A 17,094-nucleotide genomic window follows, 5' to 3' on the forward strand; every position below is an offset into this window, starting at 1 on the left:
ACATGTCCACCGGCGGACGGCTCATCGACGACCTCACCCCGGCCGAGCAGGATCGCGCGGCCCGGGTGGAGAAGGTGCTGCCCGCGCTGCGGGCCGCCGCCGCGCAGGCCGACGCCGACGGGGTGTTCCCCGCCGCGCACGTCGCGCTGCTGCGCGATGCCGGGCTGCTCGGCCTGGTGGTTCCGCAGGAGTATGGCGGCCTCGGCGGCGGCCTGCGCGACCTTGCCGCCGCCACCTTCGCGATGGGCAGCGCGTGCCCGTCGACGGCCTTGGCCTTCTTCTTCCACAACACCAGCGCCTCCCGGGGCCTGCTGCCGCTGGAGGCGATCGAGCGCGGCCTCTTCGACGACGCCGACGTCCCCGCCGTGCGGGCCTTCGCCGAGAAGGTGCTGACCCGGATGGCCGGTGGGGTGTGGCTGGCCAACTTCGCCAGCGAGGCGGTGAAGAGTTCGTCGGCCAACATCGCCATCTCCACCACCGCCACCCCGGCCAGCCGCGACGGCGTCGACGGCTGGTCGCTCACCGGCGAGAAGTCGTTCGGCTGCGCCACCGGCGTCGCCGACACCTACCTGGTCACCGCCCGGCTCGCCGGGCACGAGACGGCGGACGGGCTGGCACTGTTTCTGGTGCCCCGCGATGCCGCCGGCGTCGCCTCACGGCCGACCTGGGACGGCATCGGCATGCGCGGCTCGGCCAACCACGGCATCCGGCTCGACGACGTCTTCATTCCGTCCGACGAGGCGCTCACCGTGCCCGGCGCGTTCGTGAAGATGCTGCAGTGCAGCCGCGGCAGCTTCGTCGGCAACCAGCTGGCCATCACGGCGGTCTACGTCGGCGCGGCGCAGAGTGTCTACGACGACACGCTGACCAAGCTCACCGAGAAGACCTTCGCCGACACCAGCCGGCCGATTGCGGAGAGCCCCATGCACCAGGTGATCGTCGGTGACATGACGGAACGGTTGGAGACGGCGTACCTCTGGCTGCGCCGCCAGTTGCTGCTGGAGACCAGCGAGCCGCCGCTGCGCCCGCACGCCGACGTCTACCGGCAGTGGCGGTTGGCCAAGGGCTCGATCTGCGAGGCGTGCTTCGACGTGGCGGTCGGCGCGCTCAAGGCGTCCGGCACGTCCGGTGCCACCATGAACGGACCCGTCGGCCGGGCGCTGCGCGACCTGGCGATGGGGCTGGTGATGACGTTCCCACCGGAGCGCGGCCGGTTGGAGGCGGCCAGCTCGGTCACCAGCGACCGGTCCAACAACCTGTTCGCGGCGGTGGCCGGGTGACCGGGTCCGACCAGCCGGACCAGCCCGATCTCGCCGACCTGGTCGACGGGGTCTGGACGCCCAGCGACGCACCGCTCGGGTTCGACCTGGAGGACCCGGCGACCGGGGCGGTGCGGCGGCCCGCCGCCGGCACGCCGCCGGTCCGGATCGAGGCCGCCGTCGCCGCCGCCTCGGCGGTGCACGAGGCCGGGAGCTGGGCCGTACTGCCGGCCTCGGCCCGCGCCGACGTGCTGGACGGCGTCGCCGAGGCGGTCGAGGGCGTCGCGGCCGAGATCTGCGCGCTGGAGTCGGCGACCACCGGCGTGCCGATCCAGCAGACCACACCGCTGGGTGTGATCCTCGGCGGCGCGTTCCGGCTCGCGGCCGCCCAGCTACGGCAGGGCCCGCAAAGCCAGGAGTTCCACCGCGAGGACGGCCGGATCGTGCACGTCGAACGGCTGCCCTGGGGTCCGGCCGCCTGCGTGGTGCCGTGGAACGCGCCCGCGCCGATGGCCGCGCACAAGGTCGCGAACGCGCTCGCCGCCGGCTGCCCCACGATCCTCAAGCCCAGCGAGTACGCCCCGCACGGCAGCCAACGGCTCGCCGCCGTCATCGGGGCGGCGCTCGCCGCCTCCGGTGTGCCGGCCGGGGTGTTCCAGCTCGTGCACGGCGGGGCCGAGGCCGGCGCGGCCCTGGTCAGCGATCCCCGGATCCGGGCGGTCTCCTTCACCGGCGGGCTCGCCGCCGGGCGGGCGGTCGCGGCGGCCTGCGCCTACGACATCAAGCCGGTGCAGCTCGAGCTCGGCGGCAACAATCCGCTGGTCGTGCTCCCCGACGCCGACGTCGCCGACGTCGCCCGGGCCGCGGTCGACCTGCTCAGCACGCTCAACGGCCAGTGGTGCCGGGCGCTGGGCCGACTGATCGTGCCCGCCGACCGGCACGACGAGATCGTCGGGGCGATCGCCGACCGGCTTGCCGGCCTGGTCGCCGGCGCGCCGCTGGACCCCGCGACCGACCTCGGTCCGCTGGTGCACTCCCGGCACCTGGCCCGGGTGTTGGCCGCCCGCGACGACCTGCTGGCCCACGGCGGGACCGCGGTCACCGGCACCACGCTGCCCGCCGCCGGGCCGCTGGCCGGCGGGAACTTCCTCGCCCCGACGCTGGTCACCGGCGTCGCCGCGGTGCACACCGGCGACGAGATCTTCGGACCGGTAGCGGCGGTGCACCCGTACGCCACCGAAGACGAGGCGGTGGCGCTGGCCAACGGCACGCTGTACGGGCTGGAGGCGTACGTGCTCGGCGCGGACGAGGAGGCCGCGTTGGCCGTGGCCCGCCGGATCCGGGCCGGCGAGGTCAAGGTCAACGGCTCCTCAGTGCTCAGCCTGCACCTGTTCAGCCCGCGCCCGGCGTTCGGGCTGTCCGGGTACGGCGAGGAGGGCACCGCCGAGACCCTGCGGTTCTTCACCAACCCGCGGGTGGTCGGCGTCGAGGGCGGCTTCGCGCTGCACGGCCGGCCATGAACCCGGGCGAGACCGTCCCGTCGAGGGATGCGCCCCCGGTCGCGCCCGGCGGCGCGGCGCCCGCACGCCCGGCCGACGTGCTGCGGGCGCTGCTGGGCGGCGCCTCGCCGGTACACGCCCCCGGCGTACACGACCCGCTCACCGCCGCGCTGGCCGCCGAGGCCGGACACCGGGCCGTGCACCTGTCCGGTGCGGTCTGCGCCGCGGTCGAGCTGGGCCTTCCCGACCTGGGGTACCTGCACGGCACGCACGTCGCGGAGCGGGCCGCCCGGCTGGTCCCGGCACTGGCCGGCGTGCCGCTGATCGCCGACGCGGACACCGGCTACGGCAACCCGCTGCACGCGGTCTGGACCGCCCAGCGGTACGCGGCGGCCGGTGTCGCCGGGCTGCACCTGGAGGATCAGGTCAGCCCGAAGCGCTGTGGCCACCTGGCCGGCAAGGAACTGCTGGACCGGGCGGGTGCGACGGCAAAGATCCGGGCGGTCGCCGAGGCGGGTACCGGCCTGGTGCTGATCGCACGCACCGACGCCTACTCGGTGGCCGGCCTCGACGAGGCGATCGAACGGGCCGGCCGGTTCGCCGCCGCGGGCGCGGACGCGGTCTTCCTGGAGGGCGTGGACACCGCCGAGGAGCTGGCGGCGGTGCGTACCGCGCTGCCCGGCGTACCCCTGGTGGTGAACCGCTCGGAGGCGGGCGGCGTGCGGCCCTTCCCGCCCGACGACGCGCTCGGCGCGCTCGGGGTCCGGGTCGTCCTGCACCCGGTCGCGCCGATGCTGGCCGCGCTCCGTGCGGCTGCCGCCGCCTACGCAGCGATCGGCCGGGACGGCCACGCTGACGCGGTGCCCCGGCTTGCCTGGTCGTCGTTCACCGCGCTGGTCGGCCAGGACGACGCGCTGACTCTCGATCGGAGGTACGCCTGATGCACGTGCTGGTCGCCGGAGCGGGGCCTGTCGGGCTGACCGCGGCGCTCGCGCTGGCCCGCCGGGGCTGCGAGGTGACCGTGCTGGAGGCCGGCGACCAGCTCGCCGCCGAGTCCCGCGCCTCCACGTTCCACCCGCCGACGTTGGAGATGCTCGACGCGCTGGGGGTTGGCGCGGACCTGTTGGCGCGTGGGCTGGTCGCGCCGACGTTCGCGTACCGGGACCGCCGGGAGGGGCTGATCGCGGAGCTGGACCTCGCGGTGCTCGCCGGCGACACTCCGTACCCGTACCGGGTGCAGTGCGAGCAGTCCAAGCTGACCCAGATCCTGCTGGCCCACCTGGCCGGGCACCCAGCGGCCCGGGTCCACTTCGGCTGGCCGGTCGACTCGGTACGACACGCCACGGATCCGGCCGACGGCGGCGTGGTCGCGGTCGCCGAGGATGGCCGGGAAGTGGCCGGCGACTGGCTGATCGCGGCCGACGGCGCCAGTTCCGCGGTACGGCGGGCGCTGGAGCTGCCGTTCGACGGGATCACCTACCCCGAACGGTTCCTGGTGGCCTCCACCGACGAGGATCTGCCGGCGCTGCTCGGCCCGCTGGCGTACGTCAACTACGTCTTCGACCCGGTCGAGTGGTCGGTGCTGCTGCGCACGCCGGACCACTGGCGGGTGCTGCTGCCCACCCCCGAGGACACCACCGATGCCCACGAGCTGGGCCGGCTCGACGAGCGGCTGCGGGCGATCGCCGACCCGGGCCGGCCGTGGCGGGTGGCGCACGCCAGTTTGTACCGGGTGCACCAGCGGGTCGCCGCGGCGTTCCGGCAGGGGCGGGTGCTGCTGGCCGGCGACGCCGCGCACGTCAACAACCCGCTCGGCGGGCTGGGCATGAACTCGGGCATCCACGATGCGGTCGCCTACGCGGAGGTGCTGGCCTCGGGCCGCGCGGCACCGGACGGCGGGGAGCTGGACCGGGCGGTGACGGCGGTGGCCGACGAGCGGCGCCGGATCGCCCTGACCTACGTGCAGGAGGTCTCCGACCAGAACTACCGCCGGATCCGGGCCACCGATCCGCAGCTGCGGTCCGCGCAGCTGGCCGGCCTGCGCGCGCTGGCCGAGGATCCGGCGGCCGCCCGGGCGTACCTGCTGCGCAGCTCCATGATCGCCTCGCTGCGTCCCGACGCCGGGCAGCCGGTGGCACGGGCATGACGGCAGCCGGCGACGGCCCGCACGGCGCGGTGATCGAGCGGGAGAACCCGTCCAGGGCCAGCGAGCTGGTCGGCACGGTCGGTGTCAGCGGGCCCGACCGGGTGGACGCCCTGGTCCGCCGGGCCGACGCCGCGCAGCGGGGCTGGGCGGTCACCGGTATCGCGCGGCGGCTCGCCGCGCTGGCCGCCGGCGCCGACGCGATCGCCGGACGGCTCGAACCGCTGGCCGAGCTGCTGGCCCGGGAGTCGGGCAAGGTGCTCGCCGACTGCCGCGGCGAGGTCGGGTTCGCCGCCACTTACCTGCGCTGGGTCGTCGAGCATGCCCCGGCGGCGTACGCGGAGCGGGAGATCGACGACGCGGCCGGCCGGCTACTGCGGCTGCCCCGGCCGTACGGGGTGGTCGCCGCGATCACGCCGTGGAACGCGCCGATCATCCTCACCCTGCTCAAGGTGGCCCCGGCCCTCGCCGCCGGCAACGCGGTGGTGGTCAAGCCCTCGCCGCTGGCCCCGCTGGCGGTCTCGGAGGCGCTGCACCTGCTCACCGGGGCGCTGCCCGACGGGACGCTGGCGGTCGTCCACGGCGACGCCGTCGCCGGAGCGGCGCTGGTCGGACACCCGCTGGTGCGCAAGGTGGCGTTCACCGGCGGCGGCACGGCGGCCCGGCAGGTGGCGGCGACCGCGGCCACCCAGACCACCCCGGTCGTGCTGGAGCTGGGCGGCAACGATGCGGCGATCTTCCTGCCCGACGCTGACCTGGGCGCCGAGCCGATGCGCCGGCTGGTTTTGGCGAGCTTCGCCACCAGCGGCCAGGTGTGCATGGCGGCGAAGCGGCTGTACGTGCACCGCAGCCGCCGCGACGAGTTCGTGGCGGCGTACCGGTCCGCGGCGGCGGAGGTGCTGCGCGTCGGTGACGCGCTCACGCCCGGGGTGAGCATGGGCCCGGTCATCTCGGCCGGCGCCGCCGCCCGGATCGAGCGGATCGTTGCGGCGGCCGTCGCCCGGGGAGCCACCGCGCTGCCGCTGGGCACCGTCGATGGCGGCACCGACCTGGCCGGCGGGTACTTCGTGGCCCCGACGCTCGTGCTGGACGCACCGGACGACGCCGAGGTGATCGCCGGGGAGCAGTTCGGGCCGACGGTACCGCTGCTGCTCTACGACGACGAGGAGGAACTGTTGGCCCGGGTCAACGCCGACGAGCTTGGCCTTGGCGGCTCGGTCTGGTCGGCCGACGAGGAGCGGGCGTTCGCGCTGGCCCGCCGGGTCGAGGCGGGCTTCGTCTTCGTCAACACGCACAACCGCACCGGGCTGTCGCTGCGGGCGCCGTTCGGTGGGGTGAAGCGCTCCGGCTACGGCCGGGAGTACGCCGAGGAGGGGCTCGCCGAGTACGCGCAGACCTGCGTCGTGCACGCCCCCGGCCCGTTCCGGCCCGGTGGCGCCGGGCTGCCCGCCAACGCGTACCCGGGCTGAGGCCGGGCGGCGTCGGGCGGGCCCTGTCCTCAGTAGTCGACGACGACGCGGGCCGCGAGGCGCGGCTTGAGCCAGCCCGCCACCTCCAGGTGGGCGGGGTGGGACTGGTAGGCGCGCAACGCGTCCGCGTCGGTGTGCGTGCTGATCATGCAGAGGTCGTAGGAGACCGGGGTCCGCAGCGTGTCCAGGGCGACCGTCAGCGTCGCGATCTCATCAATTGTGCTGGCCAGACCTTCCAGCAGCGACTTCGCCTTGGCAGCATCGGCCGCATCGGCGAACTTCATCAGTACCACGTGTGTAAACACCTGTTCTTCCCCCTGTTCCCCGGCGTCGCCCGAGTGTATGTTCTGGAAACAGCGTTTCGCCAGGGGAACCGGAGCGGGAATGACCATCAGGGTTGCCGCCGTACAGTTCGAGGCCGGCCAGGACATCGAGGCCAATCTGGCCACCTGTCTGCGCCTGATCGCCGACGCCGCCCGACAGGGCGCGCAACTCGTGGTGCTGCCCGAGTTCTGCAACCACCTGTCCTGGTACACCGACCGCGCCCAGGCACGCGCCCTGGCCACCCGGCCGGGCGACACGTTCCTCACCGCGATCTCGGCGAGCGCCGCCGAGCACCGGGTGTACATCAAGATCAACGTCACGCACGCCTACCCCGACGGGCGCACCGGCGGCACCAACTTCCTCTTCGGACCGGACGGGGCGGTGCTCGGCAGCTGCGACAAGCAGGTCCTGATGGGCGCCGAGAACGACCACCTCGACCCGGCGACCGAGGTCGGCCCGGTGCTCGACACGCCGATCGGCCGGCTCGGCATGTACGCCTGCATGGAGGGCGTCATTTCCGAGGTCACCCGCGGGCTCACCCTGTGCGGCGCGCAGGTGCTGCTGAACAGCCTGAACTCGTTCGCCACCGATGAGGCCGCACTGCACATCCCGGTGCGGGCCACGGAGAACCGGGCCTGGGTGATCGCCGCCAACAAGGTCGGCCCGCTGCTGCCCGCCGAGCACCTGCCGGCCATGAGCCGCGGCCTCGGTGTGCCGGAGCAGTGGCTGCACGGGGCCGGCGAGTCGCAGATCGTCGCACCGGACGGCACGGTGGTGGCCAGGGGCCCGCGCACCGGCGAGGCCGTCGTCATCGCCGACATCGCTCCGGAGCGCGCCGACGACAAGCACCGCCCGGACGGCACCGACATCCTCGCGGCCCGCCGGCCGGACCTCTACGGCCCGCTCGGGGACGCGCCGACCGGCCGCCGCCGGCCGCCCGGCGCGGCGAGCCTGCCGGTCGCCGTGGTCCGGCCGCCGGACCCCGGCCAGGCGGCCGACCTGCTCGGCAAGTCGGTCGCCGAGGGCGCGCTGCTCGCCGTGCTCGCCGAGAACGCCCTCGGCGCGCACGTCGGGCCGGCCGAGGTGGCCGCGGCGCTGATACCGACACTGCGCGGCACCGACTCGTACGCCGTGGCCACCGCCCGCGGCGCCGACGGCCCGGTCGGGCTTCTCATCGGCCCGGATGGCGTGGTCGGCGAGCAGCCACAACTGCATCGGGCCGGCGCGGCCCGCGACGCCGCGCGGCCCGGCGACGCGTTGCGCACCTTCGATCTGCCCTGGGGGCGGCTGGCGATCGTGGTCGGCGACGACGCGATCTTCCCGGAGACGTTCCGGCTCACCGCGCTCGCCGACGCCGATGTGGTCGCCGTGCCGTTCACCCCGCGCGAGCCCTGGGAGCTGGCGCTGGGCCTGCCGGAGCGGGCCGCGGAGAACCGGCTCAACGTGATCGCCGCCGGGCCACTCGGCACGGGCGCCGCGGTCTTCACGCTCAGCGCCGACTTCACCCTGTGGACCACCTGGGCCGGGCCGTTCACCGGCCGGATCAGCAGCCCGCTGCGCACCGACATCGCCGCCGACCGGCCCGTCACGCATGCCGTGGTGGCCCCGGCGCAGGCGGCGAACCGGCTCGTCTCCCGCCGAACCGACCTGGTCGACGGCCGCCCGTGGCGGCTCGTCCATGCCCTCACCGAAAGGCGCTGATCCGTGGCCGACACCTTGAAACATGTCGAGGACATGCTCGACAACTCCCCCACGGTCGACGTCCACGAGACGTTCCACCGGTACCAGGTACTCCTGGGTGAGCTGAAGGCCAAGATCGCTGCACGGTTCGAGCTGACCCGCGACCCGTCCACCGAGCCGCTGGAGCACTACGGGGACTACCCGAACGGACCGGGCGGCTCGCTCGCCGCGTACACCGGGCCCGAGGTCGACTGGCTCGTGCACTCCTGGCTGGGCAACCCGGCGGCCAGCTTCGCCAACCTGCACCTGACGTGCTGGCTGGGCCCGCAGGTCAGGGTGCCGCACCTGGGGCTGGCCCTGCTGGTCTGGCCCGGTGGCTGGTTCTACATCGACTCGGTACCCCGGGTCAACATGGTCGAGCACGGCGACTACTACGACCGGTACTACGAGCCGGTCAACGAGAAGTGGCTGGAGCTGCGCGCCGACCCGGCGTTCGACTACTTCGTCAGCCGGGCCGGATTCATCCGGGCCAGCCTGTCGCCGACGGCGTACTGCTACTCCTTCGACCGCAGCCCGGAGAACATCGAGAAGGTCAGCCAGGTGACCCACGCCCACGTCGACCGCTGGCTGCGCTGGGTCGACGAGGCCGAGCCGGTGCCGGCCGAGGAGCGGGCCGCGCTCGCCGAGACCGATCTGCGGATCCGCCGCAACATCGCCGACCGCGACCCGGCGAACGTGATGGGCGTGCGCTACTTCGGCGAGGAGACCACCAACCGGCTCGTCCGCGCACTCTGGGGCGGCGACCGCGAACTCCCCCGGCCGTCGGCATGAGCGGTCCGCAGCGAAGCGGTGTCCGGTCGGTCTGGTGGGCCGCGCGCGTCCCCGGCGCGCCGGCCCCGTTCGACACCGCACACCTGCGGGTCTACTACCCGGCCCGGCCCACCGGCTCGGACGCCGAGCGGCTCAGCGGGGTGCTGGCGGCAGACCCGGCCGGAGCGCCGTACCCGGTGGTCCTGCTGGTCTCCGGGGTCAACGTCGGGCAGGACACCTACCGCTGGCTGGCGGTGGAGCTGGCCGCGCGGGGCGTCGTCGCGGTGACCTACGACTGGGTCGGAGTGCTCTTCGCCGGCCTGCACGGGATCACTCCCGGCGTCGACCTGGACGCAGCCCGGCCGGACGGCTACGGCAGCCGGCCGACCAGCCCGTCGCTGCGCCCGGTGCTCGACGCGCTGGCGCAGCTCACCGGGCCGCTCGACGGGTTACTCGACCTCGATCGGGTGGCGCTGTTGGGCCACTCGGCCGGCGGAACGGTGGCGCTGCAGTCGGCGCGGTTCCTGCCCGAGGTCCGTGCGGTGGCCACCTACGGGGCGCACACCATGGTGGCGACCATGCTCGGCTGGCCGGCCGGCACCGTGCTGCCGGCCCAGGTGGACTGCCCGGTCATGCTGCTCGCCGGCACCAACGACGGCGTGATCAACGGCTCCGCCGACCGGTATGGCGAGGACGCGACCACCCGCGCCGACCCGATCACCCGCACCTTCGACGAGGCACTGCCCGACGCCGGCGGCACCAACCTGCTGGTGCGGCTGGCCGGTGCCAACCACTTCGGCATCGCGCACCCGCTCGACCCCACCTCGGCACGCGCCTTCCTCGACGAGGAGGCCACCGGCGACCCAGAGACCACCCGTGCGCTCCTGGTCGACCTGCTGTCCGGGTTCCTCGCCGTCCACCTTCGCGGCGAACCGGCCGACGGCTTCGACCGGTTGCTGGCAAAGCTCGACACCACCTCTTCGATCGCCTCGTTCCGTCGGAGGTAAGCCACCATGCTCAAGAACTTCTGGTACGCGGTCGAGTTCTCCGACCGGGTCACCACCAAGCCGACCCGGATCACCGTGCTCGGCCAGTACCTGGCCCTCTACCGCACCCCGCGCGGGCGCGTGGTGGCCCTGTCCGACCTGTGCGTGCATCGGGGCGCGGCGCTCTCCGGCGGCTGGACGGCCGGCGAGAACATCGTCTGCCCGTACCACGGCTGGGAGTACGAGCCGGGCGGGGCGTGCACGAAAATCCCGGCGAACCAGCCCGGCCGGGGCATCCCGAACAAGGCCCGAGTCGACTCGTACCCCGTGCAGGAGCGCTACGGCTTCGTCTGGGTCTTCATGGGCGACCTGCCCGAGGCCGAGCGGCCGCCGATCCCGGTCTGGCCGGAGTTCGACAACCTGGTGGAGAACGGCGGCAAATACCGGGCGGTCACCGGCGAGTTCCTGTGGAAGGCCAACTACGAGCGGATCCTGGAGAACGGCTGCGACATCGCGCACGCGCCCTTCGTGCACGGCAGCGTGTTCGGCAACCGGGAGAAGCCCGAGGTTCCCGAGTACGAGGTCGAGGTGCGCGACGAGTGGTCGGCGTTCGCCACGGTCAGCCTGCACCCGCCGCGCTCCAAGGGCCTCTGGTCGCTGATCAGCCGCAACAACGCGGACCTGGCCAACCGCCCGCCGGTGGTCACCTCGGCCGGCTGGATGCTGCCCAACATGATCAAGCTGCACGTCCGGCTGCCGATCGGCGAGCTGATCATCTACGACACCAACATCCCGGTGGACGAGACGACCACACTGGTCAAGTGGGTCGCGCTGCGCACCTTCTTCACCGGTGCCTGGGCCAACCGCAACGCCGTGCAGCGCGTCATCCGGATCTTCTATCAGGACGCCGAGGTGGTGAACAAGGTCCGCCCCGAGCTGCTCCCGTTCGACCTCGGCGCGGAGCTGCACGTCAAGAGCGACCTCATCGCGGTGCACTACCGGCGACGCCGGCAGGAACTGGCCGAGCAGGGCTGGATGCTCTCCGACGCCGACCGGGTGACGGGCGACGTGCCGCGCCGAGAGGCAACCGTCATCCCCTCGCCAGCCCGCCGGGAGAACCCGGAGCTGGCCCGCGCCTGGATACACAAGGCCAAGGGCGACCACCCGACCGTGGCGGAGTCGCAGCGGATCGGGCTCAAGCGCATCACCGAGCAGGAGGGCGCCGACGCCGCCGCAGGTGCCGAGGCGCAGGCGAGCCCCGAGCCGACCAACAGCGCGCCGACGAAGGAGCAGTCATGAGTCTCCCGCTGGAACTCTGCGAGAACGCGGTGGCCCACCTGACCGCCCGGCACCCGCTCACCGCGGTCATCGACGAGCCGCTGAGCAGCCCGATGTCGCCCGACCCGGTGGGTTCGCTGCGGGTCTGGCGGGGCGCACCGGGCCAGCCGGTGGCCAAGGTGGTCTACGTCGGGCTGGTCGTCCCGATGATCCGCCTCGACAGCCACATGGTCTTCGCCTTCACCGCCGCCGACAGCGCGGTCCCGCACTTCACCCTGGACTCGGTGTACGGCGGCGACTACTACGCCTACCACCTCGACCTGATCCCCCGGGCCGAGCTGAGCAGCCACCTGCCCTACATGGACACGGTGTACCAGCCGCTCACCGCGGTCTTCACCGAGGCCGACGCGATGGACGGGCTGAGCCGGGCCGACATCGGGCCACGCCAACACGCGCTGATGTCGCCGTGGATGCTGGTCAGCCGGGCCACCGAGGAGGCGTTCCGGAAGATCGGAGCCGCCGTCTCCGCGTACGCCGAGCACTGGTCCGCGCTGGTGACCGACGGCCTGCCGGCCGACGTCGTGGCCGGCCTGGCCGACACCGACCTGGCCGCCCGGGACACCGCCGTGCGGGTCAACCTGTTCAGCCCCGACGTCGACCCGGTCTGGGCCCGGGTCTCCCGGCTGATCGGCGAGCCGGCAACCGACCGGATCCGGGCGGAGCTGGTCGGCAATGAGTGAACCGACCGAACCGACAACCGAACCGGCGGCCACCGAACCAAGCGAGTGGCAGCAGCGGATCGCAGGCGAATGGCACGGCCGGCCGTCGCTGTTCACCGCCACCGGCGTCTGGCAGGGCTTCGAGGAGATCCGCCGCTCGTCGGTTTACGCCGATGGCGTCACCACGTACTACATGGACGGCGGGCTGGTCGGCGGGGGCGAGCTGGCCGGGCGCTACCGGCTGGGCGCGCCGTTCGCTTTCGGCGTGATCGACTCCGACGCCAACCGGGTCTACACCGGCCCCGACTTTTTCGGCACCGGCCAGCCGTACGGGTCCTTCGTGGACTCGCACTACTACGGCCCCGGCTGGCAGGTCGACCTGAACACCTGGAACCAGGTGCTGCCCGACGGCGAGACCCAGGTCTACTCGTCGATGCTCTACCAGGGCTGGGCGGTGGTGGGCTGCTTCAACGGCGTCTACACCCGAAGCTTCGACCACGACACCAACACGGACACCCGGGAGCGGGTGGCGCGGTTCCTGTCCGCCGAGGAGCGGCGCGGTCCGGTGCCGTACATCCTGCCGACCAAGCAGGCCGGCGCGTTCACCGGTAGCTGCGAGCTGTGGGGCGCCGACCAGCAGCTGCGCGGCAAGGTCGCGGTGCGCCTCGGCCTGGAGCCGATCGACCTGCTCCGTACCCGCCGGGTGGTGCGCTGGACCGGCGCCGGCCTGGACCGGCAGTACGTGGTCGAGCAGCGCCGCGACGGCGACCGGCTGTTCTTCGAGGGCCCCGACGCCTGGGGCAACGCGCAGGGCTTCGGCCGGGCCAGCTACCCGTCCTGGCACTTTCACGCCGACGGAGGCGACGTGTGGAAGGTCAAGGGCCGCGAGTTCGCCATCGACGCCGAGCCGGGCATGTCCGCCGGTGGGCGCCTTGCCGTGGTGTACGAGCTGTTCCGGGGCAATGTGCTGGACAGCGTCCTGCACGGCCTGCTCGCCTGGGAGCCGGCCGGATGACCGCGGTGGTGGTGACCGGCGGCACCCGCGGGATCGGCGCCGGCCTGGTGCGCGCGCTGCTGGCCCGCGGCGCCCGGGTCGCGTTCTGCGGACGCAGCGCGGACTCGGTGGCCACGGCGCTCGCCGCGCTGCGCTCCGACGCCCCGGCGTCGGCCGGTGCCGAGGTGCTCGGGGTGCGCGCGGACGTCACCGACCGCGCCGACGTGTCCGCGCTGTGGTCGGCCGCCGCCGAGGCGTTCGGCGGTGTCGACATCTGGATCAACAACGCGGGCACGAACCATGCCCGCCGCCCGCTGTGGGAGCTGGCACCGGCGGAGCTGGACGGGGTGCTCGCGGCGAACCTCGGCGGGGTGGCCCGGGCCAGCGCGGTGGTGCTCGCCGCGATGGTCAGGCAGGGCCACGGCGCGCTGTGGAACATGGAGGGCTTCGGCTCCAACGGTCAGGCTCGGCCGGGGCTGACCGGGTACGGGGCGTCGAAGCGTGCGGTCACCTACCTGACCGACGGGCTGGCCAAGGAGCTCGCCGCAGCCGGGGTCGCCGACAAGGTCACCGTGCACCACCTCTCGCCCGGCATTGTCGTGACCGACCTGCTCACCCACGACTACCCGCCGGACGAGCTGGCGAAGGCCAAGAAGATCTTCAACATCCTCGGCGACCGGGTGGAGACGGTCACCCCGTGGCTGGCCGACCGGGTCCTCGCCGGGGGCCGCAACGGCAGCCGGGCCGCCTGGCTGACCAGCCGCAAGGCCGCCGCCCGGTTCGCCGGTGCCGGCTTCCGCAAGCGTGACCTCTTCGGCGACTCCGTCGGCGGCCGCAGATGACCCGGCGCGAGCGCGTGCTGTGAACGGCAGCGACTACACCGTCCTCCTCGCGCTGGAGGACTTCGTGCCGACCGGTCTGGCGCTGGTCGGGTTCTGGATCCTGGCCGGGCTGTCCGGTCGGATCGTGCCCCGGGTGGGCCCGGTCGCCCGGGTCGGCGCCGTCCTGATCGGCCTCGGCGGCCTGGCCAAGTCGACCTGGAAGCTGCTGCTGGCCGGGTTCTCGGTCGACCTGCCCTGGTTGGAGGCGGCGCTGTTCCCGCTGATGGCGCTCGGCGCGGTCGGACTGATCTGGGGCCTGGCCGGCGCGCTGCGCGGGCGCAGCGTGCCGTGGTGGCCGTTCGCCGCCGTGCTGGCCGTTACCGCTGGCGTGGCGATCGCGTACGCCATCCTCCAACCGATCTTCGCCCTCGCCACCACGGGCGTGACCACCATCAGCGTCCTGGCCGCGGTCATCGCCAGCCGACGGCGCGCCTGGGGCGCGGTGGCGCTCTACGTCGCCGGGCTGGCCTGCGTGCTGCTGCTGGTGCCGCTGCGCAACCACCCCGATCACGAGACCCTGGCCATGCAGTGGGTGGAGCAGGGCACCAACACCCTCGGCCAGGCGGCGCTGCTGGTCGCGGCGTGGCTGACCGCGCGCGCCCACACCCTGGCCTCGGCCAGTCCCCACCCGACCCCCGCCCAGGAAGGAGCCGTCAGGCCATGACCGACGCGCTCGGCTGGCGCCGAAAGTTCGGCGTCATCGCCCCGTCGACCAACACCATTGTGGAGCCGGACTTCTACCGGATGACGGTGCCCGGTGTGACCGCGCACTTCTCCCGGATCCACATCCGCAACCAGGACCTGTCCAGCGACAGCAACTTCGAGAACCTCCTGACGCAGATCCGCGGCGAGATCGGCGGTGCCTGCGAGCGGGTACTGACCTGCGAGCCCGACTACATGGTGATGGGCATGTCCGCGGAGACGTTCTGGGGCGGCGTCGAGGGCAACCGGGAATTCGTCGCCCAGATCAAGGCGGCCACCGGGCTGGAGGTGGCGACCGGGGCGGAGGCGTGCGAGCGGGCACTGCGCCTCTACGGCGCGCGCCGGATCGGCGTGGTGACGCCGTACCAGCCGATCGGCGACACGAACGTCGTGCAGTTCTTCTCCGAGATCGGTTTCGAGGTGGCCGCGATCGAGGGGCTCAAGTGCCCGACCGCGGTCTCCATCGCCCATGTCACGGAGGACGAGTTGCGCCGGGCGCTGCTGGCGGTGGACGGCCCGGACGTGGACGCCCTGGTCCAGTGCGGCACCAACCTGTCGATGGTCGGGCTGGCCGACGAGGCCGAACGCTGGCTCGGCAAGCCGGTGATCGCCATCAACGCGGCGACCTGGTGGATGGCGCTGCGCGAGAACGGGATCCTCGACAAGGTGTACGGCGCCGGTTCCCTGCTGCGCGAGCACTGAGAGGGTGGTTCGAACCACCCTCTCAGGTTCCGGGTGTCACGGCACGGGTGATCCGGCCGCCGAGCTGGCGTAGGTGGTCGACCAGCGCGACCGGCTCGTGGACGGTGAAGTCGCAGCCGAGCAGGGTTAACCGGACGGCGAGCCAATCGATCGTGTCCTGCGGGCTGTGCCAGCGACACGATGTGTCGTCGGTAGGCCGCAGTTCGCCGGTGTAGTCGCCCAGTTGGGCCGCAGCCTGCCCGGCCGGCAGGGCGAGCGTCACCACCGCCCGGAAGACCGGTGCCAGGTCGTAGAGCTGGCTGGCGACGAACGCGGCCAGGTCATCGGCCGGTGGATCGCGCGGCGGCACCCGCGTCCCGGTGGTCTGGGCATTGTCGATGCGGTCGATGCGAAAGGTCCGCCAGTCGTTGCGCTCGTTGTCGTGGGCGAGCAGATACCAGCGACGGCCAACCACGACCAGCCGGTGTGGTTCGACGAGCCGCCGGCTGACGGCGCCGTCGTGGTTGCGGTAGTTGAACCGGACGCGTTCGTTGGTCGAGGCCGCGGCGGCGAGGACTGTCAACTGCGTGGGGTCGACCAGCGAGGCCGAAGCTGCGGGCGTCGGCAGGGCGGTCGCGGTGAGGGCGCTGACACGGCGGCCCAGCCGGGGCGGAAGCACCTGCTGTAGCTTGGCCAGCGCCCGCAGCGACGCCTCGGCGATGCCGGCGACCGGCTGCCGGGCCGCTGTGCGCAGGCCGACGGCGATGGCCACGGCCTCCTCATCATCGAGCAGCAGCGGCGGCATCGCCTTGCCCGCCACGAGCCGGTACCCGCCCTGCGCGCCCCTGGTGGCCTGAACCGGGTAGCCGAGCTCACGCAGTCGGTCGATGTCCCGGCGCACGGTGCGTGGGGCGACCTGGAGTCGTTCGGCGAGTTCGCTGCCCGGCCATTCCCGGGGCGTCTGGAGCAGGGACAGCAGTCGCAGCAGGCGGGCCGACGTGTCATTCACGTTCCCATAGTGCCTCCTCATATAGGACCGGAGTTGGCCTATATGAGCTCTAGCGTGGTTCCTGGCGGTGCACGGACAGTGTGCCGAAACGAGGAGATGAGCGATGAAGGTTGTCCCCGACAACTACCACACCGTCACCCCGTGGATGATCTCTCCGGGGAACACGGCACAGTTGATCGACTTCGTCGTCAGTGTCTTCGACGCCACCGAGTTGGCTCGACTGGACGTGGGCGGGGTGATCGGCCATGCCGAGGTCCGCATCGGGGACTCCGTCGTGATGATGTTCGACAAGCCGGACTGGCCGCAGACGCCGGCCTTCCTGCGCCTCTACGTTGCCGACGATGCCGAGGTGCTACGCCGGGCGGTCGAACACGGCGCGACCGTTGTCACCGACCCGACCGAGCTGTTCTGGGGCGACCGGGTCAGCCGGTTCCGCGACCCGTTCGGCAACCTGTGGTGGATCCACCAGCGGGTGGCGGAGCCAACCGAGGAAGAGATGAATCGCAGGCTCAACGACCCCGAGTTCGTCAAGGCGATGGAGTACGTCCAAGGTGCCGAGTTCTCTCTCAACCGCTGAGCGACCCTCTGGCACCGGCGCTGTCGGCGGTATGCAACGGCGCCGGGGCGGGGACGCGTCCCCGGCCCGGCGCCGTTTGCTGG

Annotated in this window: 17 protein-coding genes; 15 read left to right on the forward strand and 2 right to left on the reverse strand. The window is 73.0% G+C overall.

Going from position 1 to position 17,094, the window contains the following annotated elements; all coding sequences use genetic code 11:
* The first annotated feature begins 2 nt into the window (after positions 1 to 2).
* From ABZV00_RS08455 to ABZV00_RS08475, 5 genes are read left to right on the forward strand one after another with little or no spacing between them, the layout of a single operon-like run.
* A complete protein-coding gene (locus tag ABZV00_RS08455) occupies positions 3 to 1,280 on the forward strand; it encodes an acyl-CoA dehydrogenase family protein (RefSeq protein ID WP_355603039.1) in 1,278 nt (425 codons plus the stop codon).
* Positions 1,277 to 2,779 carry an aldehyde dehydrogenase family protein gene (locus ABZV00_RS08460; RefSeq protein WP_355603041.1) on the forward strand — a complete coding sequence of 501 codons (1,503 nt, stop codon included), beginning with the start codon at positions 1,277 to 1,279 and terminating at the stop codon, positions 2,777 to 2,779. Before ABZV00_RS08455 ends, ABZV00_RS08460 begins: the two co-directional genes overlap by 4 nt.
* Positions 2,776 to 3,699, forward strand: a complete 924-nt coding sequence (locus ABZV00_RS08465) for an isocitrate lyase/PEP mutase family protein (protein WP_355603043.1) — start codon at positions 2,776 to 2,778, stop codon at positions 3,697 to 3,699. Before ABZV00_RS08460 ends, ABZV00_RS08465 begins: the two co-directional genes overlap by 4 nt.
* Positions 3,699 to 4,904, forward strand: a complete 1,206-nt coding sequence (locus tag ABZV00_RS08470) for an NAD(P)/FAD-dependent oxidoreductase (RefSeq protein WP_355603044.1) — start codon at positions 3,699 to 3,701, stop codon at positions 4,902 to 4,904. The genes ABZV00_RS08465 and ABZV00_RS08470 overlap by 1 nt, the downstream gene beginning before the upstream one ends.
* Complete coding sequence (locus tag ABZV00_RS08475) at positions 4,901 to 6,370, forward strand: aldehyde dehydrogenase family protein (RefSeq protein WP_355603046.1); 1,470 nt, start codon at positions 4,901 to 4,903, stop codon at positions 6,368 to 6,370. Before ABZV00_RS08470 ends, ABZV00_RS08475 begins: the two co-directional genes overlap by 4 nt.
* Positions 6,371 to 6,399: 29 nt before the next feature.
* On the opposite strand, the gene ABZV00_RS08480 is transcribed toward ABZV00_RS08475, so the two are convergent.
* Positions 6,400 to 6,675, reverse strand: a complete 276-nt coding sequence (locus tag ABZV00_RS08480) for a Dabb family protein (protein WP_355603048.1) — start codon at positions 6,673 to 6,675, stop codon at positions 6,400 to 6,402.
* Positions 6,676 to 6,754: 79 nt separating this feature from the next.
* Here ABZV00_RS08480 and ABZV00_RS08485 point away from each other — a divergent pair, with 79 nt between their 5' ends.
* The 9 genes from ABZV00_RS08485 to ABZV00_RS08525 are packed head-to-tail and all read left to right on the forward strand — an operon-like array spanning position 6,755 to position 15,446.
* Positions 6,755 to 8,395 carry a nitrilase-related carbon-nitrogen hydrolase gene (locus ABZV00_RS08485; RefSeq protein WP_355603050.1) on the forward strand — a complete coding sequence of 547 codons (1,641 nt, stop codon included), beginning with the start codon at positions 6,755 to 6,757 and terminating at the stop codon, positions 8,393 to 8,395.
* A 3-nt stretch (positions 8,396 to 8,398) separates the two neighbouring features.
* Entirely contained in the window at positions 8,399 to 9,205 is an 807-nt protein-coding gene (locus ABZV00_RS08490) for an oxidoreductase (RefSeq protein WP_355603052.1), read from the forward strand.
* Positions 9,202 to 10,191: an alpha/beta hydrolase gene (locus ABZV00_RS08495; protein ID WP_355603054.1), complete on the forward strand. Its 990-nt coding sequence runs from the start codon at positions 9,202 to 9,204 to the stop codon at positions 10,189 to 10,191. Before ABZV00_RS08490 ends, ABZV00_RS08495 begins: the two co-directional genes overlap by 4 nt.
* A 6-nt stretch (positions 10,192 to 10,197) precedes the next feature.
* Positions 10,198 to 11,469 carry an aromatic ring-hydroxylating dioxygenase subunit alpha gene (locus tag ABZV00_RS08500; RefSeq protein ID WP_355603056.1) on the forward strand — a complete coding sequence of 424 codons (1,272 nt, stop codon included), beginning with the start codon at positions 10,198 to 10,200 and terminating at the stop codon, positions 11,467 to 11,469.
* Positions 11,466 to 12,188: a hypothetical protein gene (locus ABZV00_RS08505; protein ID WP_355603058.1), complete on the forward strand. Its 723-nt coding sequence runs from the start codon at positions 11,466 to 11,468 to the stop codon at positions 12,186 to 12,188. Before ABZV00_RS08500 ends, ABZV00_RS08505 begins: the two co-directional genes overlap by 4 nt.
* Positions 12,181 to 13,182 (forward strand): hypothetical protein, encoded by a 1,002-nt coding sequence (locus ABZV00_RS08510; RefSeq protein ID WP_355603060.1) that lies wholly within the window; start codon positions 12,181 to 12,183, stop codon positions 13,180 to 13,182. The genes ABZV00_RS08505 and ABZV00_RS08510 overlap by 8 nt, the downstream gene beginning before the upstream one ends.
* Entirely contained in the window at positions 13,179 to 14,003 is an 825-nt protein-coding gene (locus ABZV00_RS08515; protein WP_355603062.1) for an SDR family oxidoreductase, read from the forward strand. The genes ABZV00_RS08510 and ABZV00_RS08515 overlap by 4 nt, the downstream gene beginning before the upstream one ends.
* A gap of 19 nt (positions 14,004 to 14,022) precedes the next feature.
* Positions 14,023 to 14,706 carry a hypothetical protein gene (locus ABZV00_RS08520; protein WP_355603064.1) on the forward strand — a complete coding sequence of 228 codons (684 nt, stop codon included), beginning with the start codon at positions 14,023 to 14,025 and terminating at the stop codon, positions 14,704 to 14,706.
* Positions 14,703 to 15,446: an arylmalonate decarboxylase gene (locus ABZV00_RS08525; RefSeq protein WP_355603066.1), complete on the forward strand. Its 744-nt coding sequence runs from the start codon at positions 14,703 to 14,705 to the stop codon at positions 15,444 to 15,446. Before ABZV00_RS08520 ends, ABZV00_RS08525 begins: the two co-directional genes overlap by 4 nt.
* A 22-nt stretch (positions 15,447 to 15,468) precedes the next feature.
* Here ABZV00_RS08525 and ABZV00_RS08530 read toward each other — a convergent pair whose 3' ends face one another.
* Positions 15,469 to 16,434 (reverse strand): YafY family protein, encoded by a 966-nt coding sequence (locus ABZV00_RS08530; RefSeq protein WP_355603068.1) that lies wholly within the window; start codon positions 16,432 to 16,434, stop codon positions 15,469 to 15,471.
* A 103-nt stretch (positions 16,435 to 16,537) separates the two neighbouring features.
* Here ABZV00_RS08530 and ABZV00_RS08535 point away from each other — a divergent pair, with 103 nt between their 5' ends.
* Positions 16,538 to 17,011, forward strand: coding sequence for a VOC family protein (locus ABZV00_RS08535; protein WP_355603070.1), 474 nt, complete (start codon positions 16,538 to 16,540; stop codon positions 17,009 to 17,011).
* The last annotated feature ends 83 nt before the right edge of the window (positions 17,012 to 17,094 follow it).

Source organism: Micromonospora sp. NPDC005173, from assembly GCF_040608515.1.
In the GTDB taxonomy this organism is placed as follows: Bacteria; Actinomycetota; Actinomycetes; order Mycobacteriales; family Micromonosporaceae; genus Micromonospora.

Bases quoted from the DNA above. Each gene is read 5' to 3' on its own strand.
- ABZV00_RS08515 (WP_355603062.1), top strand. From the start codon at position 13,179: ATGACCGCGGTGGTGGTGACCGGCGGCACCCGCGGGATCGGCGCCGGC.
- ABZV00_RS08465 (WP_355603043.1), top strand. From the start codon at position 2,776: ATGAACCCGGGCGAGACCGTCCCGTCGAGGGATGCGCCCCCGGTCGCG.
- ABZV00_RS08510 (WP_355603060.1), top strand. From the start codon at position 12,181: ATGAGTGAACCGACCGAACCGACAACCGAACCGGCGGCCACCGAACCA.
- ABZV00_RS08505 (WP_355603058.1), top strand. From the start codon at position 11,466: ATGAGTCTCCCGCTGGAACTCTGCGAGAACGCGGTGGCCCACCTGACC.
- ABZV00_RS08485 (WP_355603050.1), top strand. From the start codon at position 6,755: ATGACCATCAGGGTTGCCGCCGTACAGTTCGAGGCCGGCCAGGACATC.
- ABZV00_RS08470 (WP_355603044.1), top strand. From the start codon at position 3,699: ATGCACGTGCTGGTCGCCGGAGCGGGGCCTGTCGGGCTGACCGCGGCG.
- ABZV00_RS08455 (WP_355603039.1), top strand. From the start codon at position 3: ATGTCCACCGGCGGACGGCTCATCGACGACCTCACCCCGGCCGAGCAG.
- ABZV00_RS08535 (WP_355603070.1), top strand. From the start codon at position 16,538: ATGAAGGTTGTCCCCGACAACTACCACACCGTCACCCCGTGGATGATC.
- ABZV00_RS08475 (WP_355603046.1), top strand. From the start codon at position 4,901: ATGACGGCAGCCGGCGACGGCCCGCACGGCGCGGTGATCGAGCGGGAG.
- ABZV00_RS08525 (WP_355603066.1), top strand. From the start codon at position 14,703: ATGACCGACGCGCTCGGCTGGCGCCGAAAGTTCGGCGTCATCGCCCCG.
- ABZV00_RS08495 (WP_355603054.1), top strand. From the start codon at position 9,202: ATGAGCGGTCCGCAGCGAAGCGGTGTCCGGTCGGTCTGGTGGGCCGCG.
- ABZV00_RS08500 (WP_355603056.1), top strand. From the start codon at position 10,198: ATGCTCAAGAACTTCTGGTACGCGGTCGAGTTCTCCGACCGGGTCACC.